This window comes from Pseudomonas sp. Pseusp49 (genome assembly GCF_059491875.1).
In genome coordinates this window covers 4401590-4424010 of sequence record NZ_CP168514.1, presented here as the reverse complement: position 1 = coordinate 4424010, position 22421 = coordinate 4401590, and the positions used below count along the sequence as shown (strand labels likewise).

The following is a 22421-nucleotide window of genomic DNA, read 5'->3' as shown; positions in this document are numbered from 1 at the left end:
GTGGCCTTGCCGTGCCTCTGCATCAGGGCCGCTATCTTGCTGAGGCGCTACTGAAAACGTCGATGCAAGTCTGGAAAGACATCCTGGGCAAACCAGGCGGGCAGGCCGGGGGTCACGATTCTGGATTTCGGTGTTCGACTTTCTACCAGGCCGACTTTTACAAGCCTGGATAACTCGTCGATTGCCGGGCGCGGCGTCAGGCCGGTGAACGTCTTGATTTCATTGCGCGGCAAGCTGCCCTGGGTGATTAGCGCGATGATCGCGGGTGCACTTTCCGGACGGATACCTTGCTGTAGAAGTTTCTCGTTGTAGCGAAATGCGCGTATGACACGCTCACGCAGGCGGGATGGGTCCACTGCGGCAATCATGTAGTCGACCTGGTCGTGACAAACCTGCAGCATGAACTCAATGAATTCGAAATAACGTCGCTGGGACAATTGACCCCGTCCGTCCAAATCACCTTCTCGTGCGCGGTCGGCCATGGTCAGGGCGCTGTAGTAATCCTGATGCCGTCGAGCAAGGCCGCGTGACAGTGACCAGAGGGTTGGCTCCAGCCCCAGATGTACCAACTGCAAATGAGTGATCAGGCGCGCAACCCGACCATTCCCGTCGGTAAAGGGGTGAACCCAGGCGAGCCGATGGTGGTAGGCAAGCGAAGAAATCAGCTGGCGGCGAGGGTCCGTCTGCCGGCCAAACCCTGACTGAAGGTGTCGCAGCATCGCCTCGACAACTGAAGCGTCCGGCGCATCATGATTGCCGACGATCACGTTTTGCCCCGTGACCGACCGAAGTATGCCGGGCTGCATGATTGAGCCATCCGACAATGTACGTTCTGCGTCACTGGCACCGCGAAAAAGCCGGTTATGCGCAGCGCTCACGAACTCGGGTGCGAACATGTCGCCCCAGGTAAAGGGGCCTCGCTGGCGCAACGTGCGCTCAAACAAGGCTTGCACCGCCATTTGTTCAACCGCCAGGCTTTTCAGCCGCTTGCGATCTTTGACCGGCGCCGTTTGTGCTTTCTGCATATCGGCAGGCTCGGTGTATTGCCTTTCGATCAGGTTCGAGTAGTACGTATTGGTGATTTGCAGGAGGCGGCCGAGTCGTGCGGCGGTTTCAGGCGGTAGTCGCCCGGCTAGAAACTGGGTTTTTCTGGGCAGCGCATCCGCAAGATCAATGATCGATGGGGGCAGTGACTCCGGGAGAACCGGGTCCAGCCAGGATTTCGATGTGATTAAGGGCATGGCAGTTCGTGTCGTCAGACTTATCTTCACATTTTATTTCACATAGGTGATCGTTTAACAAGCCTTATTTTGTTGGGTTTTATGTGATGTTGTGAGGGTTTTTAACTTGGCTATCTTCACATTTTATTTCACAAATTTTTGAAAATTTTCCAGGGTTCTGGAGTTCCAGTCGCCATCGAATACAAATCAGACGCCCGTATTCAATTAATTTTGCTGCGGCGCCCTCAAGCGCCGCTTGCAAATTGTCCGGCCGCCGCTTTGCCATAGGGAATAAACGCCGCACTGCCATTCTCATGCGCATGAAACAGCCGGGCGCCGTTGTTAGGCTTGGTGGTGATCAGTTGATGGTCCGCCGTCAGATACTCCAGCGGCAGTTGTTTCAGGTCCTTGTACTGCTCGACGATGATCGTGCGCTCGGGATTCCAGGTCTCGCCACTTTTCTTTTCCAGCCACGCCATCAGTGCCGCAGTATCGCCGGTTTGTGGGATGTCCGAATCCGGGAGCACGTAGTAGAACGGCGAGCCATGATTCTGCAGGTACATGGGCAGTTTGTTGTCGACATCCACCAGCACCATGCGCCATTCGTTCCACGGCGCCGTCTTGATGGCTTCGGCACGCACATCCCGGGTGAATTGCATGACACCGCCGGCGCCGCCGTTGGTCCAGGGATAGACCACGCCAAGGACCACAAACAGGAATCCGGCCGCCCCGGCAATGCCTTGGGTCCAACCGGGGCCGCGGGCTTTGCCGGCCGCTTCACGCGCTGCCATGCGCCGGGTGACCCACCAGGCCGCCAGCAATTGCGCGAACGGCACCAGCGGCAGTACGTAATAGCTGCGCCGGCTGCCACTGGCGGTGAAGAACAGGAACAGCAACCCCAGACCCCCGATGAGCCAGCGAACATTGGGCTCGGTGTGCTTCCAGCTGCGCACGGCCACCCACAGGCCGAGCATCCAGCAGGGGGCCCAGGGCAGGGTGTAGACCGGCAGATACAGCAGATAGGTATAGATCGGGCCGATGTTGTCGAAGGGTTTGAAAAACCGAACCACGTTCTCCTGGAACACCAGGCCCAATCCGCTCGGTCCATAGGTCGGCGTGCCATAACGGTGTGACAACATGAACGGCAGCATGTAGATCACGCCGCCCACCAGCATCGCCAGAAACAGGCGTGGATTGAGGTGGTTCTTCCAGCGCTTCTCGCTGAGCAGGTGCGGCAACAGCATCAGCCCCGGCAGGATGAACCCGATCAAGCCCTTGAACAGCGACGTCAGTGCCAGCATCAGGAAAAACACGCTGTAGCGACTCAGCCGGGTGTCGTCCGGCCCGCGCCAATACCACCAGACAGCGGCCAACACACCGCAAACCGTCAGCACGTCCGCCGTGGCGACCCGGGCCCAGAACACGAAAAAGAAGGTCGTCGCCAGAAACCAGCCGGCCATCAGGCCGGTGCCTTTGCTGTACAACTGTTCACCGATCAAATAGACCAGCCAGATACTCAGCCACGCCGCCAACACAGAAGACAGGCGCAGTGACCAGTGCCCGAGGCCGCCCATCAGGTGGGCCGTGGCGGTAATCAGCCAATAGGAAGGCAGCGGCTTGTCGTAATAGGGCATGCCCTTGAGGTAAGGGTCGAAGTAATCGCCGGTTTGCAGCATCTGCAACGCGATGTTCGCCCAACGCGTTTCCGCGCCCCAAAGCTCCCTTGCGCCCAACCCGAACAGCAATACAAACGCCGATACGCCGAGCAGCAGGATCAGCGCACCGCGGTCACTTTTCAGAAACCTGACTATCGAATGGTTCATCATTATTTCGCACGTTGCGCTCACCGTGACGACGGAGAAGCGGCTGGAGCAGCAAGGCTATCGGGCGAAATGTGATGGGATTGTCAGTAGATCGAGAACAAACCATTAGCGTTGAAGGGACGGTGTGCGCCACATCCATTGAAATCAGGCCGTGATGGACTGGATGAAAAATTGTTCATGCCCATCACGGTTCCCTCAAGGGTGAAAGGTACGCCCCAGCGCATCCAGCCGTGTGGCAATCGGCGGCAGTTGACGACTGCTCGACGCCAACGTCTGCACATCATCCGCCGTGTTCTGCGCAATGTTCTGCACCGACTGCAAGCGCCCGACAATTTCGACACTCGCCGTGGATTGTTCCCGGGTCGTGGTGGAAATTCGCCCGTTGAGTTCATCGATCTGTGAGATGTCGCTGCCGATGGCCTGCAACATCGCCGCCGCCAGTTGACTGTCCTCGACGCAGCGCTCCACGCCTTCACGGCTGTCCTGCATGGCCTCCACGGCTTTGCGGCTGCCTTGCTGCAGGGCCTCGATAATCGTCCTGATTTCCTTGGTGGACACCGCCGTGCGCTGCGCCAGGCTGCGCACTTCATCGGCCACCACCGCAAAGCCGCGGCCTTGCTCGCCGGCACGCGCCGCTTCAATCGCCGCGTTGAGGGCCAGCAAGTTGGTCTGCTCGGCAATGCTGCTGATCACTTCCAGCACCGTACCGATCTGCTGTGCCTGCCCGGCCAGCACCTGCACGGTCTGGTTGGTGCCTTCCAGGCGCGAAGCCAGTTGGGTGATTTCCTGCCGCGCGCGGTTCACGCTTTCCTGCCCGCGGGTGATCTGCACACTGGCCTGGCCGGCATGCTCAACGGCATGCTCGACCTGCACCACGATGTGCTCCATCGCATCGCCCATGCGCTGCATCGACCCGGTCATCTGCGCGATTTCCGTCAACTGATGTTTGGCGCCTTGCTCCAGCGTGTTGCTGGCCTTGGCCAACTCCTGGCCCAGTTGGCCCAAGCCGTTGGAGTCACGCACCACCCCGTCCACCAACGCGGTGATCTGCATCAGGAACTGATCGAACCGCTGCGCCAGCGACACATGCGCTCGCGCCTTGTCACCCTTGCCAGGATCGGTTGTCAGCTGCGAAGTCGCGGCGAGCATCTTGTCCAGCATGTCCTGGCTTTCCACCGCATCGGCCTGGCTGTGCACCGCCAGATAGAGCAGTGCCACCGTCTCCATCACTACATAAAAGGCGTGAACGAATACCATCGTCCAGCCACCGTGATGCGCCATCACATACACCGGAAAACCCTGGTGCTGCAGCACATGGAACACCACGTGATGCAGCGCAATCGTCACCGCCGCCACCAGAATCGGCAGCCAGTCCCGATAGAACGTGAGCACCGCCAACAACGCAAAAATCCCGAAGTGCGACTCAATGACCCCCTCGGCCTGATTGATGTGCAACGCCGCCATCACCATCAAGCCTGTGCCGAGCAAACAGCGCATCAACCGCGAGCCGCCGATGGCGCGATACAACAGCGTCAACAACAGGCTGGTACCGCCACCCACCAACAGCGCCTGCTTGAAGGTGTCGTGCCAGAACGCCAGGCCCACCGCGAAAGCGAACATCAGCCAGATCAGGCCCAGCATGATGCGGTCGGCCTTGCGGTAGTGGTCGAGGAAGCGAGGGGGGAAGGGCATGTACGCTGACTCCATGTAATCGAACCGGGAAGAAACTGGGGTTGGACTGATACCGGAAGACAAGCCTTTTATCGCTTGAACCATTGAGGCAAATCGGTTGCCGTCATGGTCGAGGTGAAGTTGAGAAATCCTGAGGAGTGTAGCCGTTGGCCATCATTCCTGGATGGGCTGGCGGGGCAGAGGGAAACAATGTCAGATTTAGAGGCAAGGAATGCCGAATTGGCGGAGATAGGGGTGCATGCAGGGACGCGCTGGAGCCTTTGACGAGGCCGATATCGGTCTATGCAGTCACTCGTCACAAGCAGCGATCGGCTGCGGATTCAACCGCTCGATACATTCAGAAAGTGTCGATTTTTCGTGGCCCCAATACCTCCCACCAGCGCACCCTGTATCGGGGGAAATTCCCCGTCATCGGGGCTTTCATCCTGGCTTCTCATACGCCTGCCACACGCCAGAAGACAACGGGGGTATGGCCTGGAGCCATTGGTCATCTCCTGTCATTTTTGGCAGGGAAGTTGCGTCGTTACCATCCCTGCTCGAAATCAAGCGTTTCGCCAGCCGGGCCAGGCGCATTGGCTCGTTGCTCCTGTCTTTCCACGCGCTCCGTAGAACCCGTCAGAGGTGTTTGCGATGAAACTGGATACCGCAAGGTTGAATCCTGGTGCATTGTCCAAAACCAGACTGGCGCTGAGTATCTCTGCTGCCGCGATCATGCTGGGGCTGGGCTTTTCCCAGACCCAGGCAGCCCCCCTCGACAACACCGATGCACCGCCTCCCACTGACCCGTCGGCGTTCACCAATCAGCCCGTCGACCCCAATGCTGCCTTGAGGGACTTACTCAAGCTGCCTCGCGCAAATGTAGGCGCCTTCGACCTGCCCAATGGCGTGGTCGGTAACCGCACGACCCCCTTGGTCGACAATGTGTTGCCACCCAATCTGCAAACCAGCTTCAACATCCCCACCAACGGAAATGCCAGCCCAGTGTTCGGGGCTCAGCCGTTCACGCAGAAGCTCGAGCTTTTCGAGGAGTTCGGCTCGAACAAACTGAACGCGGCCGACCCACCGTCACCCGTTCCGTTTCCGGTCCCGACAGTGGGGCCCGCACCGGCGCAAGATCCCTTGAAGGTGGCGCGTAGCGGCCCGTCGCCGGCTGCGCTGGATGCCTTTCTCCGGCAGCCGGCATTGACGCCTTTCCCGACAGAGTTTTCCAATGTGCTGGACCGCAATCCCTGGAAGGCGCAGATCGAGGATTTCCTCAATCGCCGGGTCGATTCGCCCGCAGAAGGCCGGCCGCCGGGAAAAGGCTGGTCGCACCAGCGTTTCAATGAGTTTTTCCCGCGCGACGCCTTCAAGACGGTGCAAGCCGGCGCGCACGTCAACAGCGGCTTGCGTGATCGTATGCAACGGCATAACTACGCCGTGGGGGAATTCGCGCCAGGCGGGCTCTATCACAACACCAATGGCGACCCGGTCAACGAGGGCACGACCAAGGGCATTCAAGTGCAGTTTCACCCCAACATGCCTGTGCAGGACCACAATGCGTTGTGGACGTTCGACGGCACCTTTCCGCCCAAACTGCTCCAGGTACGTTATGGCCAGGCGATGCTGATGCGTCATTACGATGCCTTGCCCATTGACCCGTCGGCCAACCGGGGCTTTGGCTTGCACACCATCACCACCCATGAACATAACGGCCACTCACCTGCGGAAAGCGACGGTTTTACCAACGCGTTCTTCTTCCCGGGGCAGTACTACGACTATCGCTGGCCGATCCAGTTGGCCGGTTACGACAGCATCAATACCAGCGCTCAGGATCCGCGTGCGGCGTTCCCGTGCGATCCCGGTGAAACCCTTTTCGTCAACGACGCCACCCCCGGCTTCAAGACCTGCGACCACGGCTCCATCAAGATCCGTGGCGACTGGCGCGAAACCATGAGCACCCACTGGTTCCACGACCACATGCTCGATTTCACCGCGCAGAATGTCTACAAGGGCAACGCGACGATGATGAACTACTACAGCGCCGTGGACCGTGGCAACGAGTCGGTCGACGACGGGGTCAACCTGCGCTTGCCCAGCGGTTCGGCGCTGGGCTGGGGCAACCGCGACTATGACATCAACCTGACGATCGCCGACAAGGCCTGGGACCAGGCCGGCCAGTTGTGGTTCAACCCCTTCAACACCGACGGTTTTCTCGGTGACCAGGTGCTGACCAACTGGGAGTACAAACCCTTCCTGGACGTGCGTGCCCGGCGCTACCGTCTGCGCATTCTCAATGGCTCGGTTTCCCGCTACTTCAAGCTGGCGCTGGTGCGTCAGGTCAATGGTAATGGTGGCGAGTTTCCCGGCCCGAAAAACTCCGGGGTTTCCTATAACCGGGTGCCGTTCCACATGATTGCCAACGACGGCAATATCATGGAACACGCGGTGCCGTTCGATGGCAGCCTGGACCTCGATGGAGACGGTGACAGACAAGACAACAATGCCATTTTGCCGATGATGGGCATTGCCGAACGCTATGACATCGTCGTCGACTTCGCGAAAAACGGCATCAAGCCGGGCGACAGGATTTTCTTCGTCAACATCGAGCAGCATGAAAACGGCAAGCGTCCCAATCGTGACATTCCATTGGCGGATGTACTCTCCGAGAGGTACCTGCCTGTGGTCAGGCAAACCAGCCACGGGCCACAGTGGATCAACGGTGATCCGGGCGTGGGCGTGTTCATGCAAGTGAACGTCAAGCCTTACACCGGCCAGGATGTCAGCATGAATCCGGTGGACTTCGAGCCCGCCAAGCCTGGCAAGCCCGAGGGCAGGTTCATGATCCCGCTGCCCTTGCACCGTGATGACCCTGCCGATATCGCCCGGCTCGCCCAGGCGCGGCACCGCACCTTTATCTTCGGCCGCTCCGACGGCACCGATTTTGCGCCCTGGACGATCAAGACCGATGGCGGCCCAGGCTTCAACATGGACCCGCGGCGGATCTCGGCCGCGCCACAACTGGCTACCGGGCCGACACCGGCAGGGTTCAAGGGGGAAGGCACGCTGGAAGTCTGGAAGGTCCAGAACGGCGGCAATGGCTGGGATCACCCGGTGCATGTGCACTTCGAGGAAGGGGTCATTCTCACTCGAGGGGGCAAGACTCCACCGGAATGGGAAAAAGGGGCGCGCAAGGATATCTATCGCATAGGCCCCGATCCGGACAGCGGCGACAATGTTGAAATGGCCATACGCATTCGTGAGTTTGCCGGTACCTACATGGAGCACTGCCACAACACACAGCACGAGGACACCTCGATGCTGCTGCGCTGGGACTCCGAGCACCCGGGCCAGATCCAGTTGATGCCCACGCCATTGCCCAGCTGGGACGGCGTGAAATTCGTGGGTTCGGTGGCGTTACCGACCTTCCGTACGGGAGATGGCGTCGGGCCACAGGTCAAGGTCAACAATGACCAGGGAAGTAGCAGTGGCAGTAGCAGTGTTAGCGGAGGCAAAGGCTAGCGTCGTCTATCAAGCCATTTTTTTCGTCGGACAAAAGACGGGCGCGTTCTGCGCCCGTTTTCATTTACTCCGCCGCCTGCGCCCGCAACCGCCGCCCAATCACATCCATCAAGTCACAACCATCGCGCAACGGAATGACCAGCAGCTTGGAAAAGTCTTCCAGCACCACCGTGTCGCAACCGAGCTCGGAACGGTAGGCGATGTTTTCCAGCACCTGCGTGACTGTCCGAATACGGTAATCGGCCATGGCTTGCAGGACGTCGAGTGGGGCTTGGGTGTCGATGAGCAGGGAGGCCGGAACCAGATCGATTCCGGTGAGGGGCATGTATCTTTCCATAGATGAAACTCCGATCAGTTTAAAGGTTGACTGTCCCTCACTCGTCGCCAAACGAATGGGTGACAGCTGTACGCAGGTTGGCGAACCGGGATCGGAAAACCGGCAGACCCGAAGGTCTCCCGCGCACAGCTGCCATAAAGACAGCTTTGCGTAGGTGCAACAGCATCTGCAAAAAAGCACAGTGCTTTTGCATCCGATCGAACAGGTCGCCAAACCTGGTCGCCATTAGGGCGACGGGGCGGACTATAAGCTTCATCAAGGTCATGGGCAAGGTGAGGAATTCCGAGGCTGACGTAAGATCCGTGATGATGAAACTTCAGACCTTTCACCTCAGGTTGCTGGAAATCCAGACACAGACCTGAGATGGTCATCGCCCCTTGGTTTCAGCCACCCACGCTATCCTTAATCATCGCTCCTGCCGTCGAGATGGATCTTCGCCCATGCAAACCCCCAACCCCCAACGCCCGCTCTGGAAAACCTACCTGTTTTTCCTCGCCCCGATGGTGCTGTCGAACTTCCTGCAATCCATGTCCGGCACGGTCAACAGCATCTACATCGGCCAGATGCTTGGCACCCAGGCACTGGCGGCGGTGTCGGGGATGTTCCCCATCGTGTTTTTCTTCATCGCTCTGGTGATCGGCCTCGGTGCCGGCGCGGGGGTGTTGATCGGGCAGGCGTGGGGGGCGCGCGAGACGCATCTGGTGAAGGCGATTGCCGGGGCAACCTTGTTGCTGGGGGTGTTGATCGGGTTGACGGCGGCGGTGGTGGGCAGTGTGTTTGCGCGGTCGGCGTTGGTGGGGTTGGGGACGCCGGCGGATGTGCTGGATGATGCGGTGGCGTATGCCCATGTGATGTTGTGGATCATGCCGTCGCTGTTGGTGTTTGTGCTGTTCACGCAGTTGCTGCGCGGGGTGAGCGATACCTTGTCGCCGTTGTTGGCGCTGGTGGTGTCGACCATGGTCGGGTTGGCGCTGACGCCGGCGTTGATTCGCGGGTGGATTGGCTTGCCGCCGATGGGGATTCAGAGTGCGGCGTTTGCCGGGTTGGTGGGTAACCTGGTGGCGATGGGGTTGCTGGCGTGGCGCTTGATTGGCAAGGGCCATCCGTTGGCGCCGGACCGCGAGTTCTTTGCGGCGATGAAGCTGGACATGGCGATTCTCGGCAAGGTGCTGCGCATCGGTTTGCCCACCGGGTTGCAGATGGTGGTGTTGTCGCTGTCGGAGCTGGTGATTCTGGCGCTGGTGAACCAGCACGGTTCCCAGGCGACGGCGGCCTATGGCGCGGTGACGCAGATCGTCAATTACGTGCAGTTCCCGGCGTTGTCGATTGCCATTACCGCGTCGATTCTTGGCGCGCAGGCGATTGGGGCCGGGCGCATCGAACGCATGGGGCCGATTCTGCGCACGGGGTTGATGATCAATGTGTGTCTGACCGGTGGTCTGGTGGTACTCGGGTATTTGCTGTCGCATTGGCTGCTGGCTTCGTTCCTCACGGAAGAAGCGACGCGGACCATGGCTCAGCACCTGTTGCACATCATGCTCTGGAGCCTGTTGGTGTTCGGCTTCCAGGCGATCATCGGCGGCATCATGCGGGCCAGCGGCACGGTGATGGTGCCGGTGGCGATTTCCATTGTCTGCGTGGTGGGGGTGCAGTTGCCGGCGGCCTATCTGCTGGATGCGAAGTTCGGGTTGCAAGGGGTGTGGATGGCGTTTCCGGTGGCGTATCTGGGGATGCTGGTGTTGCAGACGCTGTATTACAAACTGGTGTGGCAGCATCAGAAGATTGAGCGGTTGGTGTAGGCGGAAGGCGTCGGGAGGGGCATGCTGTTCACTGAACCCTGTGGCGAGGGGGCTTGCCCCCGTTTGAGTGCGAAGCGCTCACAAAATCTGGATTTTGGGGCTGCTGCGCAGCCCAGCGGGAGCAAGCCCCCTCGCCACAAAAGCCCCTGCCACAGGGACCCTTGCCACAAAAGGACGGTGTGACTGAAAAAGTCAGGCGCAATCGCCTGGGGAGGTTTTCACATGAGCCCCTTGTCCCATTCCATCCTGCAAGACCGGCCAGCGGCCGGGCGGCGTTTGATCGAGTCGCTGCTGCCTTACGCCAATCGCCCCGATGTCATCGTCCTGGCCTTGCCCCGTGGCGGCGTGCCGGTGGCTTATGAGGTGGCCACGGCGCTGAAGGTTCGCCTGGACCTGATACTGGTGCGCAAGCTCGGCGTGCCGTCCCACCCCGAATACGCCATGGGCGCGATTGCCAGCGGTGGCATCCAGATTCGTAATGAAGAGGCACTGCGGGTGCATCCGATTGCCAAGGCCGCATTCGACGCCGTGGTCGAACGGGAAAGCCGCGAGTTGCTGCGCCGTGAGCAGGTCTACCGCGGCACGCGGCCGCCGGTGCAGCTCAAGGATCAGGTGGCGATCCTGATCGATGATGGCCTGGCCACCGGCGCTTCGATGCGGGCGGCGATCCAGGCGCTGCGGGTGCAGGAACCTGCGCGTATCGTGGTGGCGGTGCCAGTGGCACCGATCGAGACGGTGGAGGCGCTGCGCCGCGAGGTGGATGAACTGGTCTGCCCGCTGATGCCCGAATGGTTCACTTCGATTGGCCATTGGTACATGGACTTTTCCCAGACTGCGGATGCCGAGGTGATCGAGCTGTTGCGGCGGGCGTGGCAACGCGAGGCGTGCGGGTAGCGCTGACGGCCACCGGCAGGTGGTCGCCATTCAACGGCTGAGGTGGAATAAACGCCGGTTGTTTGCTTTAGTCCATCTGGTGCCGGCCTTTGTGTGCGGCATGCCAACTCAAGACGGGAGCCCTCCCGGAGAGTGCCATGAACCTTCGATCCGCGTGTTGCGTCGCTCTGACCGGCACCTTGGTGTTCGGCCTGGCGCCGTTCGCTGACGCCGTGGAATACAAGGAAGTCAACGCCAAGGCCAGTACCTTGAGTTTCACCTATCAGCAGATGGGTTCTAAAACCTACGGCACCTTCGGCAAGTTCAAGGCCAATCTTGACTTCGACACCGAGAACCCGGGCGCCGCCCATGCCGCACTGACCATCGACCTGAGCAGCATCGACGCCGGCAGCAGCGACGCCAACACCGAGCTGCAAAAACCGGCGTGGTTCGACACCGCGACTTATCCGGTGGCGACGTTCGAATCGACGTCCATCAAGGCCCTCGGCAATGACCGCTACAGCTTCACCGGCAAACTGACCCTGCGTGGGCTCACTCGGGAAGTGAGTGTGCCGGTGCTGCTGAAGTCGGAGAGTTCCATCGGCATCTTCGATGGCCAGCTGGTGCTCAAGCGTGACGACTTCAAGATAGGCGAGGGCGAGTGGGCGGACAGCATGGTGTCCAACGAGATCAATATCCGCTTTCGGATGGTGGCGCCGCAGCGGTGACTGTGTGGCCGCCTTCGCGAGCAAGCCCGCTCCCACAGGGGATCTGCGTCGAGCATAAGCTCCTTGTGGGAGCGGGCTTGCTCGCGAAGGCGTTGTAACAGTCAATAAAAAGACTCTCGGTCCCCCCGCACGATCCGCAAAAAAAAGCGCCCGGTCCACATTGCATGAACCGGGCGCTGATCAATCCGCTCTAGTGCACTGGCACTGTCACGGTTTTGCCGAAGGCCGACTTGATGGTCGCTGTCGGGCTCGGCGAGGGGGCACTGCCGACGGTCGTCACCGCTATATTCCAGCGCGCGCCTGTAGCCGTAGGCGTCAGGGTGGCGGTGCCAAGGTTCGCCGTACCGGTTGTGGTCGTGGCCGTCGCGGTGATGGTATTGCCCGGGCCACGCGAGGTGGTGCCGGACAGCACCCAATACCAGCGGTTGTTGCTGCGGGCGGTGACGGTAGCGCTGGTGACGATCAGGTTCTCGACGACCGCTGCCGAGACCGCCACGGACACCGTTGCCGGTGCCGATTCCGCACCCTTGGCATCGGCGGCCTTGTAGGTAAAGGTCGCGGTGAACGGCGCAGGGACCGTCGCCGGTGGTGTGTAGATCACGCGCACGCCATCGGTGGTCACCGTGCCCTTGCCGGAGTCCGGTTGCTCCAGGCCCACCACTTTGAGCGGCACGTTGCCGTCAGGGTCGCTGTCGTTGGCCAGCACGTTGATGGTCACTGGCTGGCCGTTGCTGGCGGCGCTGTCGGGGTTGGCGATCGGTTTTTTGTTATCGCCATCAGTGTTGCGACTATCGCCCGTGCGGAAGGTGGGCAGCGCGGCGGAGTTCACGTAGTTGACGCCGTCCCAGCCAGGCAGGGGCGTTGGCATCAACTGGAACTGGCCGGGGTGCTCGATATCCCAGCGCAGCAACATGGAGTTGTCCTCGTGCTGGGTGTTGTGGCAGTGCTCCATGTAGGTCCCGGCGAACTCGCGGAAGCGGATGGCCATTTCCACCTCTCCCGAACTGTCGATGCCTTCACCGATGCGATAGACGTCCTTGCGCGCCCATTTTTCCCATTCCGGCGGCGCCTTGCCGTCGCGGCTGAGGATGATGCCTTCTTCGAAGTGCACATGCACCGGGTGGTTCCAGCCGTTGCCGCCGTTCTTGATTTTCCACACTTCCAGGGTGCCGTCGCCGGAGAACCCGGCATCGGTCGGGCCGTTGGCCAGTTGTGGGGCGGCGCTGATCCGCCGTGGGTCCATGTTGTAGCCCAGGCCGCCGTCGGTCTTGATGGTCCAGGGGGCCTCATCGGTGCCATCGGAGCGGCCGAAGATGAATTCGCGATGCCGTGCTGCCTTGAGCTTGGCCTGTACGACCGCATCGTCGCGGTTGAGGGTCAGCGGGATCATCACCTTGCCGGCCGGTTTACCCGGTTTGGCGGGTTCGTAGTCGGCAGGGTTCATGCTCACGTCCTGGCCCGAATAAGGCTGCACCACCATCTGCATGAACTTGCCCACCACCGGGTCGCCGCCGTCCCATTCCAGCCCCTTGCTGCCCGACTTGAGCACGGCTTTGTACTTGCCGGACAGGACATCGGCCAGGCTCAACGGATTCTTTTCCGGCTGCTTGCCGGTCTGGTGCTCCATCAGGTTGACGAAGTACAGCTTGTCGCCGACGGAGATCCCGTTTTTCGCGAAGTTGACGATGATGTCGAAACGTTCGGCAATGCCCTGGGTGGGCAGAATGGCGTTGTGGTCCTGCACATCACCGTCACCGTCCAGGTCCATGCTGCCGTCGAACGGCACGGCGTGTTCCATGAGGTTGCCGTCGTTGGCGATCATGTGGAACGGCACGCGGGTATAGGACACGCCCGAACCTGCGGGGCCGGGGAATTCGCCACCGGTGCCGGCGACTTCACGCACCAGCGCGATCCTGAGGTAGCGCGACACCGAGCCGTTGAGGATGCGGAAGCGATAACTGCGCGCGCGCACTTTCAGGCGTGGCTGGTACTGCCAGTTGACCAGGATCTGATCGCCGAGGAAGCCATCGGTGTTGAACGGGTTGAACCACAGCTGACCACTGGCGTCCCATGCCTTGTCGGCCACCATCAGGTTGACGTCGTAGTCACGGTTGCCCCAGGGCAAGGCCGAGCCGCTGGGCAGGCGCAGGTTGACGCCGTCTTCCAAGGCTTCGTTGCCGCGGTCCAGGGCACTGTAGTAATTCATCATCACCGCGTTGCCCTTGTAGACGTTCTGCGCGGTGAAATCGAGCATGTGGTCGTGGAACCAGTGGGTGCTCATGGTCTCGTGCCAGTCGCCACGGATCTTGATGCTGCCGTTGTTGCAGGTCTTCAGGCCTGGCGTGGCGTCGTTGACGTACAGGGTTTCGCCCGGGGCGCAGGGGAAGGCCGCGCGTGGATCCTGCGCAGTGGTGTTGATGGTGTCGTAACCGGCCAGTTGCATCGGCCAGCGATAGTCGTAGTACTGCCCGGGAAAGAAAAACGCATTGGCAAAGCCGTCGCTTTCGGCCGGGGAGTGGCCGTTGTGTTCGTGGGTGGTAATGGTGTGCAGGCCAAAGCCCATGTTGGCCGATGGATCGATCGGCAGGGCGTTGTAGTGCCGCATCAGCACCGGTTGGCCGTAGCGCACCATCAACAGTTTTGGCGGAAAGGTGCCGTCGAAGGTCCAGAGCGCCTTGTGGTTCTGAATCGGCATGTTGGGGTGGAAACGCGTGTCGATGCCTTTGGTGGTGCCCGTGGTGGTCGGGATGTCCGAGGTCTGGTAGTAGAGACCGCCCGGCCCGAACTCACCGACGGCGTAGTTGTGCAATTGCCGACGGTCGCGCATGCCGCCGTTGAGCTTGGCGCCGGCTTGCACGGTCTTGAAGGCGACCTGCGGGTAAAACTCGTTCCAGCGCTGGTGCGACCAGCCTTTTCCTGGCGGACGACCTTCAGCCGGCGAGCCGACCGGATGGCGGTTGAGGAAGGCTTCGATCTGCGCTTGCCATGGGTTGCGGTCCAGCACGTTGGAATACTGTGACGGAAACGGGTACAGCCCCGGCTGGCGCATGAAAGCTTCGAGCGCCGTGGCCGAAGGACCACTGCGGGCGATGCTGTTCGGGTCCTGGTTGGGCGCCGGGCCGACGGTCGGAACCGGGAAGGTCAGAGGTGGCGCGGGCAGTGTCGGGTCGAGTTTTTCCGTGCCGAATTCTTCGAACAACAGCAGTTGCTGAGTGTACGGCTGCGCCCCGAACAGCGGACTGGGCTTGCCGTTGGTGGGGATCTTGAATGATGTTTGCTGGGCTGGTTGCAGCACGTTGTCGGTCGTTGGCGTGGTGCGGGTGCCGTACATGCCATTGGGCAGGGCGATGGAACCCTGATTGGAGGATGGCATGGTCAGCAAGGCGTCCAGCGCGGCCTTGGGGTCGGCTGCCGGGTTGCTGTACGCCGAGGGGTCCGTCGGTGGTGGCTGGTTGACATCGTCCAGCGGTGCGGCGTTGACAGTGCCGAGGCTGATGTTGATCAGCATCACAGCGGCGATGCCCGGTTTGCTGAAACCGAGCGGTTTGAGGTCAGGCAGGCTTTTCATAGTGTTTCCCTCGGGGCGCGCCGATGTGGCTGACGTACGCAATGCGGTCGATGCAAGAGCTACGCCAATCACGAGGGAGTCTCGGAGGGTATGGAAGGCTGATTTGTATCAAGATATTAAGACTTTTCTGTAGCGCCGAAGTGGGTAGCAATCCTCAGGTTCGGGGGCCTTGACCCACCCATTTCCCCAATCACCTGCTACACCCCTAACACCCTTCGGACCGCAGGTGTCAGGCGCGTTATGATAGGCGGCCCTTGCCTCCCGGAGCCTGTCACCGCAATGCCCCTGATCAGCCACTTCAAGACCCCGTGCCCCGAGCACATCAATAGCCAGATCCTGCAGATGGTGGTCGACAACCTGACCGACATCAGCATGGTCGCGATCCCGCCCAGCAACCTGCTGTACAACCTTTATCAATACGCGATCGGCTATGAGGTGCACCTGTACCTGGAGGCGCTCAACGGTGAAAAAGGCATTGCCGTGGAGCTGATCGTTGCCACGGACGAAGACGATCCGCACAAGGTGCTGGGCTTTGTGCTGTACCTGCCGGTGCAGGACGACCCCGAGGCGTGTGGCGTGGCGTACATGGCGGTACAGGCCGAATATCGGCGCCAGGGTGTGGCCCGGCGGATGCTGCGGGAAATGGTCGGCCGCTATCCCCATGCCGAGCTGACCTGCGCGGTGGCCAAGGTGCCGTATTTCGAGGCGATGGGTTTTCAGGTGGTGGGCGTGCGTGCGACCCAGGTGTTGATGAACACCCGCGACCACAGCACCGATGGCTTGATGGCGCTGCTGGACGTGGCGTCGATCTACAGCTCGCTGGAAGTGCGGCAGATTCATACCTACCTGCTGCAAAAGCACGGCAAGCGGGCCATGACCGACGCGGAAAAACAGCGCGACCGGCATCTGGACCAGTTGACGCGCAAGGCCAATGAATGTGTGCGCGAGCGCTTGGGTGATGAGGCAGTGCCGGCGAGTGGCCCCCGGTTGCGCCTGGTCTGACCACAGGCTCCCAAACACCACAAATCCCCTGTGGGAGCGGGCTTGCTCGCGAAGGCGGTGTGTCAGCCAACATTAATGTTGGATGTGTCGGCCTCTTCGCGGGCAAGCCCGCTCCCACAGGGATTGAGTTGTCCGCGAGAGCCCCCGTCAGCGCTTAAGCCAGCTTCACATTCATGGTAATCCGCGCCGTGAATACCTTCTTGCCCTCGGCATCGTGAATGTCCACCGGCACGATCTTGTCGCCTTCGGTGGTCCAGTCCACTGCATCCCCTTCGGCTACCGCCGTCACATCGCTTTTGGCCTTGGCCAGGTATTCCACGGTCATGCCCTTGGGAATCCAGCGCGCGCCGGCGGGAATGGACACGTCGGTCATCATCCCGGCAGCCAGCTCGGCGGCGTTGCACATCGCTATCGCATGCACCGTACCCAAATGATTGGTGATTTCCCGGGCAAACGGCACGTGCACGGTGGCCAAGCCTTTGCGCAAATCCTGGACCAGCGGGTTGATGGTGGAGAAGTAGGGCGCCACCTGGCAGGCCATTTCGCTGAACCCTTCTGGCCCGGCGCTGTTGAACATGCTGAGGAACTGACTCATTTTTTTTGCCTCTTGAGGATGACGGTTTACAGAACAATCTTCCGCAACAGAATAATGTTCTGTGACGGAACAGTATTCTGTCGAAAGGAAATCTGTCAACCTGACGCCACTTGTTCGCTGGCAACCGCCAGCCTCCACCCATGACTTTTGCGGACTGTTTTTCAGCATGGATACCGCCGATCTGCTCGAACGCTGCTACCCCGGACGACGCGCCGAACTCAAGCGCGACATCTTCAGGAAGGCCCTGTGCCTGTTCAACGAACAGGGGATCGAGGCCACCACCATCGAAATGATCCGCGCCGAATGCGATACCAGTGTCGGCGCCATCTATCACCACTTCGGCAACAAGGAAGGCCTGGTGGCGGCGCTGTTTTTTACCGCCCTGGATGATCAGGCCCGTTTGCGCGACAGCTACCTGGCGGATGCGCAAACCACCCAGGCGGGGGTGCACGCGCTGGTGCACAGCTATGTGGATTGGGTCGATAGCCAGCCGGACTGGGCGCGGTTCCAGTACCACGCGCGATTTGCCGTCACCAAGGGGCCGTTCAAGGACGAACTCGCCACCCGCAACAAGGTGCGCAACAAGCAGTTGCTGACATGGCTGGGCACTCACGGCGATGAATTGGGTGATTTTCCGGCGGAGTTGCTGCTGTCGCTGATCATTGGCCAGGCAGACAGTTACTGCCGCGCGTGGTTGTCGGGCCGGGTCAAGGGCAGCCCGAAGGCGTACCGGGAGATGCTGGCGCAAGCGGCGTGGCGGTCGCTGTGCACCACCGAGTCTCAATGAAAATCCCCCCTGTGGGAGCGGGCTTGCTCGCGAAGGCGGTGTGTCAGCCAATATTTATGGCGACTGATACGACGCCTTCGCGGGCAAGCCCGCTCCCACAGGGGAATGTGTTGATGGGGAGTTGGTTTTTCAGAGGCAAAAAAAGAGCCTCAAAGCTCTTTGATGGGGAGGAAGTAGAGCCGAGAGGCTCAAGATGCGCATGAAGCAGGCGGTGAGCTTGGTAGGGGTTCAGTTCACTCACCACCTACGCAGCGGCTTGCCAGGCAAGCGACTGCGTAAGTTCATCCTAAAAAGACCGAGTGTTTCACTCAAGTACCGCTAGTCGCATCCCCCGGCCAGCCGGCGCGGCGCAACGCCTCGAGCAGGGTTTCGGCATCCAGCCCCGGCACCCCATGCCCGTTGCCCTCGGCCGTTTCGGCGGCGAGCAAGGCATTGATGATGGCTTCTTCCACGGCTTCGGTGGCGGCCAGAAACAGCTCGCTGATGTGGTCGTTGTTGACCATGCTCAGGTTGTTTGTGGTCGGCGCTTTCTTGCTCTCGTAGGCAGCCGGTGGCACGTGATCGTTACCGGTGGCGAAGGCGATGAAGATGTCGCCGCTGTGGTCTTCATTGCCGCCGCCGGTGCGAGCCAGGCCGAGGCTGGCGCGTTGGGCCAGGCGCGTGCACTGGTGTGGCAGCAGCGGCGCATCGGTGGCCAGGCAAACCACGATCGAACCCATGCCCGGATGGGGCAGCGAGGCCTTGAGGAACGGCGAATCGACCTGTTCCATGTAGCGCCCGACCGGGTAGCCGTCGACGCGCAGTTCGTTGCGGATGCCATGGTTGGCCTGGACAATCGCCCCCACTGTCCAGCCGCCCTGGGCGCTGTTCAGGCGTCGCGACGCGGTGCCGATGCCGCCCTTGAATTCGTGGCAGATCATGCCGCTGCCGCCGCCGACATTGCCTTCAGCCACCGGGCCACCTGCCGCCGAGCGCACGGCTTGGGCTACGTGTTCAGGCTTCACGTGAAAACCGTTGATGTCGTTGAGCAAGCCGTCGAAGGTTTCCAGCACCACCGGCATGTTCCAGTAGAGGCGCCCGTCATCGGCTTGCTGCTCGCGGTCGACCACGATCAGCGCATCGCGCACCACGCCCAGGCTGTGGGTGTTGGTGAAGGCGATGGGGCTGGTCAGCAAGCCCGCTTCGCGAATCCATTCCAGCCCGGTGGCATCGCCATTGCCGTTGAGTACATGCACGCCGGCAAAGCAGGGTTGCTGGCTGGTGGAACCGGCGCGTGGTTCGATGACGGTGACGCCGGTGAGGATGTCGCGGCCGTTGGCCGTGCGTCCTCGTACATCACAGTGGCCGACCCGCACGCCGGGGACGTCGGTGATGGCATTGAGCGGGCCGGGTTGCAGTTGGCCGAATTGGAGGTTCAAGTCGCGGGCGCGTGGTTTCATGGGTTTTCTCATCTTCGATTCGTGGCAGAAAAATGCGTCAACCCCTGTAGGAGCTGCCGAAGGCTGCGATCTTTTGATCTTGAAAAATTCCGGATCGACTAAAACAAAAGATCAAAAGATCGCAGCCTTCGGCAGCTCCTACAGGGATTTGGGTTATTGGCCGTTCTTGACCTTGCTCCAGATTCGCGTGCGCACGCGCTCGGTCGCTGGCGGCAGGGGCTGGAGGGTGAACAGGGTGGCCATGGCTTCGGCTGACGGGTAGACGGCCGGGTTGTTGCGGGTCGCTTCGGCCACCAGCGTGGTCGCGCTGCGGTTGCCGTTGGGGTAGTTGAGGTGGTCGCTGACCGGGGCGATGACCTCGGCGCGCATCAGGTAGTCGATGAAGGCCATCCCTTGTTCAGGGTGCGGGGCGTCCTTGAGCAGCACCAGGGTGTCGAACCACACCGGCGCGCCTTCCTTGGGCAGGCTGTAGGCGATCTTCACGCCGTTGCCGGCCTGCTCGGCGGTGGTCTTGGCTTCGAGCATGGCGCCGGACCAGCCGACCGCCACGCAGATGTTGCCGTTGGACAGGTCGCTGATGAACTTCGACGAGTTGAAGTAGGCAATGTGCGGACGTAACTTCAGCAGCAGCGCTTCGGCTTTCTTGTAGTCTTCGGGGTTGGTGCTGTTGGGCGGCAGGCCGAGGTAGTGCAGGGCGACCGGCAGCATCTCCGACGGCGAGTCGAGCATGGCCACGCCGCACTCGCCGAGCTTGGCCAGGTTCTCCTCCTTGAACACCAGGTCCCAGGAGTCCACCGGTGCCTTGTCGCCCAGTACCGCGCGCACTTTGTCGACGTTGTAGCCGATGCCGTTGGTGCCCCACAGGTACGGCACGGCGTACTGGTTGCCCGGATCGTTGTTGGCCAGTTTCGCCAGCAGATCGGTGTCCATGTTCTTGAAGTCCGGCATCTGCGCCCGGGGCAGTGGGGCGAGGGCACCGGCCTTGATCAGGGTTGGCAGGCTGAAGTTGCTGGCCACCACCACGTCGTAGCCGCTGCGGCTGGTGAGCAGCTTGCCTTCGAGCACTTCGGCGCTGTCGAAGGTGTCGTAGACCGGCGCGATCCCGGTGTCACGCTTGAAGTCGTGCAGGGTCGTGGGGCCGATGTAGTCGTACCAGTTGTACACGTGCACGGTCGGGGCTTCGACGGCTTGCGCCGACAGCGACACTGCCAGACAGGCGCCAAACCCCAGATTGAAATACAAGCGGTGACGACTCATGATGCGGCACTCCTGGCCTGTTGCGGCCGGTGGTAATCAGGAGTTTGCAGCGTATCGACCGGGGTGGCCTTCACCCATTCCCATCATGGGTTACTCAAAAGGGGTAGTGCGTGGACGCGTTGTTGAAAGAGTTGCCGGTGCACCAGGGGCTGGCGCGGGTCTTCACGACGGTGGGGCGGGACGGTTTCTGGCGGGCGCTGGTCGATACCCTGCGGCTGCTGGTGCCGCTGGACAACGCCCTGGTGGCGCTGATGCGCCCGGGCCACGTGCCGCGCCTGCTGATTGATTTCGATGCCAAGGGCAACAGTGCCGAGCAGGAAGAACTGGCGGACTACCGTGCCGGCATGTACCTGCTCGATCCGTTCTATCAAGCCGTCTGCGCCGGCATCGCCGACGGCTTGCACAGCCTCGAATCGGTGGCCCCGGACCAGTTCCAGCACAGCGAGTACTACCTGAGCTACTTCAGCACCGTGGTCGGTGGCGACGAGTTGCAGTTCATGGTCAACCTCGACGGCGCCGTGCTCGGCCTGTCCCTCGGGCGTTCGACGCGCTTTGGCCTTGAGGACCAGGGGCGCCTGCTGTGCGTGCGTGACTGGGTGCTGTCGGCGATGCGCCGACACCTGGATTTGCTGCCACCGGAAGGGCCGGTCGCCGAACCGCCGGCCGGCGATCTGGCGACCTTGCTCGATCGCTTCGACGCACGCCTGACGCTGCGGGAAATCGAAACCGCGCGCCTGATTCTCCAGGGCTTCTCCAGCAAGGCCATCGCCCAGCAAATGGGCATCTCCCCGGAGACGGTGAAAGTGCACCGGCGCAACCTCTATCACAAGCTCAACGTGAACGGGCATGGCGAGTTGTTTGCGCTGGTGTTGCAGCCGCGTTGAACGGTCATGCAGCTTGCGGTTGCCAATGCGCCTTGAGGTATTCGATGAACACTTTGACCTTGCGCGTGTTGCGCCGGTGGGCCAGGTACAGCACGTAGATCCACGGCCCGAACGCACTGGGTTCGCGCCAGTACTGCGGCATCAAGTCGACCAGTTCGCCACGCGCCAGATAGGGCGCGGCACTCCATTGCGGGATGAACTGCAAGCCCTGCCCATCGAGCAGGCAGGCCAGCAGAAAATCAAAGTTGTCGCTGGCCACCCGTGGCGTCGGTTGTGTCAGGCGTACCCGTTGTTCGCCTTGCTTGACCCACCAGAAATGCCGGTTGAGCAGCGGGTGGCGGAAGATCAGCCAGTCGTGCTGCTGATAGTTCTCCAGTGAAACATCCTCGCCCTTACGGGCCAGATAAGCCGGGCTGGCGCAGAGCAACATCTGATTTTCCACTAGTGGCTGTGCGATCACGCCAGGCAGGTCGATGGGGCCGTCACGCAGGGCCAGGTCGTAGCCGCCGTCCACCGGGTCTTCGAAGTTATCGCTCAGGTCCACTTCCAGTTTGACCTGCGGGTGCGCGGTCAAAAAGCGACAGCACACCTGATTGAGAAAAGCCGGTGCGAACGAGGGCGGGGCGGTGATCCGCAGGTCGCCGCGCAGCTCATGCTGCAACTGCTCCACGTCCTCGGTGGCCAGTTGCAGTTGCATCAGCGCCTGGCGCGCGCCTTCCAGGTAGATGCGACCGGCTTCGGTCAGCGCCATGCGCCGGGTGGTGCGGTCGAACAGGCGCGTGCCGAGTTCTTCCTCCAGTTGAGCCACGGCCTTGGTCAAAGCCGATGGGGTCTTGCCCAGCAGGTCGGCGGCGCGGCTGAAATTACCCTGTTCGGCGGTGGCGACGAACATGGTCAGGGCACTCATTTTATCCAT

The 22421-nt window shown here is 61.2% G+C and carries 16 protein-coding genes; 7 read left to right on the top strand and 9 right to left on the bottom strand.

All coding sequences use genetic code 11. From position 1 onward, the window contains the following. Positions 1-47: 47 nt before the first annotated feature. From ACEN83_RS19755 to ACEN83_RS19745, 3 genes are all read right to left on the bottom strand, one after another. Positions 48-1241, bottom strand: coding sequence for a Fic family protein (locus tag ACEN83_RS19755; RefSeq protein ID WP_495578170.1), 1194 nt, complete (start codon positions 1239-1241; stop codon positions 48-50). A gap of 224 nt (positions 1242-1465) precedes the next feature. Continuing rightward, positions 1466-3043 carry an ArnT family glycosyltransferase gene (locus ACEN83_RS19750; protein WP_495578169.1) on the bottom strand — a complete coding sequence of 526 codons (1578 nt, stop codon included), beginning with the start codon at positions 3041-3043 and terminating at the stop codon, positions 1466-1468. A 195-nt stretch (positions 3044-3238) separates the two neighbouring features. Beyond that, positions 3239-4735 (bottom strand): methyl-accepting chemotaxis protein, encoded by a 1497-nt coding sequence (locus ACEN83_RS19745; RefSeq protein WP_495578168.1) that lies wholly within the window; start codon positions 4733-4735, stop codon positions 3239-3241. Positions 4736-5365: 630 nt separating this feature from the next. On the opposite strand from ACEN83_RS19745, the gene ACEN83_RS19740 reads away from it, so the two are divergent. Beyond that, a complete protein-coding gene (locus ACEN83_RS19740) occupies positions 5366-8236 on the top strand; it encodes a multicopper oxidase domain-containing protein (RefSeq protein WP_495578167.1) in 2871 nt (956 codons plus the stop codon). A gap of 64 nt (positions 8237-8300) precedes the next feature. Here the strand turns inward: ACEN83_RS19740 and ACEN83_RS19735 are convergent, their stop codons facing one another. Further along, positions 8301-8573, bottom strand: coding sequence for a hypothetical protein (locus ACEN83_RS19735; RefSeq protein WP_429517178.1), 273 nt, complete (start codon positions 8571-8573; stop codon positions 8301-8303). Positions 8574-9013: 440 nt separating this feature from the next. Here ACEN83_RS19735 and ACEN83_RS19730 point away from each other — a divergent pair, with 440 nt between their 5' ends. From ACEN83_RS19730 to ACEN83_RS19720, 3 genes are all read left to right on the top strand, one after another. Continuing rightward, positions 9014-10372 carry an MATE family efflux transporter gene (locus tag ACEN83_RS19730; RefSeq protein WP_126046318.1) on the top strand — a complete coding sequence of 453 codons (1359 nt, stop codon included), beginning with the start codon at positions 9014-9016 and terminating at the stop codon, positions 10370-10372. Between the two features lie 222 nt (positions 10373-10594). After that, positions 10595-11266, top strand: a complete 672-nt coding sequence (locus ACEN83_RS19725) for a phosphoribosyltransferase (protein ID WP_495578166.1) — start codon at positions 10595-10597, stop codon at positions 11264-11266. 137 nt (positions 11267-11403) lie between these two features. Beyond that, positions 11404-11973 carry a YceI family protein gene (locus tag ACEN83_RS19720; protein ID WP_495578165.1) on the top strand — a complete coding sequence of 190 codons (570 nt, stop codon included), beginning with the start codon at positions 11404-11406 and terminating at the stop codon, positions 11971-11973. Between the two features lie 190 nt (positions 11974-12163). Here the strand turns inward: ACEN83_RS19720 and ACEN83_RS19715 are convergent, their stop codons facing one another. After that, on the bottom strand, positions 12164-15541 hold the full coding sequence (locus ACEN83_RS19715; protein WP_495578164.1) for an Ig-like domain-containing protein: 3378 nt from the start codon (positions 15539-15541) through the stop codon (positions 12164-12166). A gap of 279 nt (positions 15542-15820) precedes the next feature. Here ACEN83_RS19715 and ACEN83_RS19710 point away from each other — a divergent pair, with 279 nt between their 5' ends. After that, entirely contained in the window at positions 15821-16543 is a 723-nt protein-coding gene (locus ACEN83_RS19710; protein ID WP_495578163.1) for a GNAT family N-acetyltransferase, read from the top strand. A 154-nt stretch (positions 16544-16697) separates the two neighbouring features. On the opposite strand, the gene ACEN83_RS19705 is transcribed toward ACEN83_RS19710, so the two are convergent. Further along, a complete protein-coding gene (locus tag ACEN83_RS19705) occupies positions 16698-17138 on the bottom strand; it encodes a hotdog fold domain-containing protein (protein ID WP_495578162.1) in 441 nt (146 codons plus the stop codon). Between the two features lie 166 nt (positions 17139-17304). On the opposite strand from ACEN83_RS19705, the gene ACEN83_RS19700 reads away from it, so the two are divergent. Continuing rightward, positions 17305-17925 (top strand): TetR/AcrR family transcriptional regulator, encoded by a 621-nt coding sequence (locus ACEN83_RS19700; protein ID WP_495578161.1) that lies wholly within the window; start codon positions 17305-17307, stop codon positions 17923-17925. A gap of 308 nt (positions 17926-18233) precedes the next feature. Here the strand turns inward: ACEN83_RS19700 and ACEN83_RS19695 are convergent, their stop codons facing one another. Beyond that, positions 18234-19364, bottom strand: coding sequence for a DmpA family aminopeptidase (locus tag ACEN83_RS19695; RefSeq protein WP_495578160.1), 1131 nt, complete (start codon positions 19362-19364; stop codon positions 18234-18236). A gap of 153 nt (positions 19365-19517) precedes the next feature. Then, on the bottom strand, positions 19518-20621 hold the full coding sequence (locus ACEN83_RS19690; protein WP_495578159.1) for an extracellular solute-binding protein: 1104 nt from the start codon (positions 20619-20621) through the stop codon (positions 19518-19520). A gap of 110 nt (positions 20622-20731) precedes the next feature. Here ACEN83_RS19690 and ACEN83_RS19685 point away from each other — a divergent pair, with 110 nt between their 5' ends. After that, entirely contained in the window at positions 20732-21505 is a 774-nt protein-coding gene (locus ACEN83_RS19685; protein ID WP_007970649.1) for a helix-turn-helix transcriptional regulator, read from the top strand. Positions 21506-21509: 4 nt separating this feature from the next. On the opposite strand, the gene ACEN83_RS19680 is transcribed toward ACEN83_RS19685, so the two are convergent. Continuing rightward, entirely contained in the window at positions 21510-22421 is a 912-nt protein-coding gene (locus tag ACEN83_RS19680; protein WP_495578158.1) for a LysR family transcriptional regulator, read from the bottom strand.

Excerpts from the sequence above, each read along its gene's own strand:
- ACEN83_RS19755 (WP_495578170.1), bottom strand. The coding sequence starts at position 1,241 with ATGCCCTTAATCACATCGAAATCCTGGCTGGACCCGGTTCTCCCGGAG.
- ACEN83_RS19750 (WP_495578169.1), bottom strand. The coding sequence starts at position 3,043 with ATGAACCATTCGATAGTCAGGTTTCTGAAAAGTGACCGCGGTGCGCTG.
- ACEN83_RS19745 (WP_495578168.1), bottom strand. The coding sequence starts at position 4,735 with ATGCCCTTCCCCCCTCGCTTCCTCGACCACTACCGCAAGGCCGACCGC.
- ACEN83_RS19740 (WP_495578167.1), top strand. The coding sequence starts at position 5,366 with ATGAAACTGGATACCGCAAGGTTGAATCCTGGTGCATTGTCCAAAACC.
- ACEN83_RS19735 (WP_429517178.1), bottom strand. The coding sequence starts at position 8,573 with ATGGAAAGATACATGCCCCTCACCGGAATCGATCTGGTTCCGGCCTCC.
- ACEN83_RS19730 (WP_126046318.1), top strand. The coding sequence starts at position 9,014 with ATGCAAACCCCCAACCCCCAACGCCCGCTCTGGAAAACCTACCTGTTT.
- ACEN83_RS19725 (WP_495578166.1), top strand. The coding sequence starts at position 10,595 with ATGAGCCCCTTGTCCCATTCCATCCTGCAAGACCGGCCAGCGGCCGGG.
- ACEN83_RS19720 (WP_495578165.1), top strand. The coding sequence starts at position 11,404 with ATGAACCTTCGATCCGCGTGTTGCGTCGCTCTGACCGGCACCTTGGTG.
- ACEN83_RS19715 (WP_495578164.1), bottom strand. The coding sequence starts at position 15,541 with ATGAAAAGCCTGCCTGACCTCAAACCGCTCGGTTTCAGCAAACCGGGC.
- ACEN83_RS19710 (WP_495578163.1), top strand. The coding sequence starts at position 15,821 with ATGCCCCTGATCAGCCACTTCAAGACCCCGTGCCCCGAGCACATCAAT.
- ACEN83_RS19705 (WP_495578162.1), bottom strand. The coding sequence starts at position 17,138 with ATGAGTCAGTTCCTCAGCATGTTCAACAGCGCCGGGCCAGAAGGGTTC.
- ACEN83_RS19700 (WP_495578161.1), top strand. The coding sequence starts at position 17,305 with ATGGATACCGCCGATCTGCTCGAACGCTGCTACCCCGGACGACGCGCC.
- ACEN83_RS19695 (WP_495578160.1), bottom strand. The coding sequence starts at position 19,364 with ATGAAACCACGCGCCCGCGACTTGAACCTCCAATTCGGCCAACTGCAA.
- ACEN83_RS19690 (WP_495578159.1), bottom strand. The coding sequence starts at position 20,621 with ATGAGTCGTCACCGCTTGTATTTCAATCTGGGGTTTGGCGCCTGTCTG.
- ACEN83_RS19680 (WP_495578158.1), bottom strand. The coding sequence starts at position 22,421 with ATGGATAAAATGAGTGCCCTGACCATGTTCGTCGCCACCGCCGAACAG.